At 43.0% G+C, this 235-nt stretch carries 1 protein-coding gene; it reads left to right on the forward strand.

Going from position 1 to position 235, the window contains the following annotated elements; translation table 11 throughout:
• Positions 1-15: 15 nt before the first annotated feature.
• Positions 16-235: hypothetical protein (locus Q4528_RS16205; RefSeq protein WP_303522797.1), on the forward strand; the 220-nt coding region annotated here is incomplete at its 3' end.

Genomic DNA, 235 nt, shown 5'->3' on the forward strand with positions numbered 1-235 from the left:
GCTCAAACTGCCGCAATGCCAGCAGGTATATCAACAAGTACAGCGATTAAGCGTTTAAATGTAGTAACTCATCAGGGCCAGCGCATGAACGTACAAAATATAATCAACCTAGGGTCTCTGTTGATCTTTCGTGATTATTTTGCAGCGATTTGTTGGGTATTTATACAAATCGTTCGTTGTGGCCAGCACCTTTGTGGCATAGTGAACTACGCGAAAGACGCTAACGCAGTAGAAA

This window comes from Staphylococcus pasteuri, assembly GCF_030547725.1.
Taxonomy (GTDB): domain Bacteria; phylum Bacillota; class Bacilli; order Staphylococcales; family Staphylococcaceae; genus Staphylococcus; species Staphylococcus pasteuri.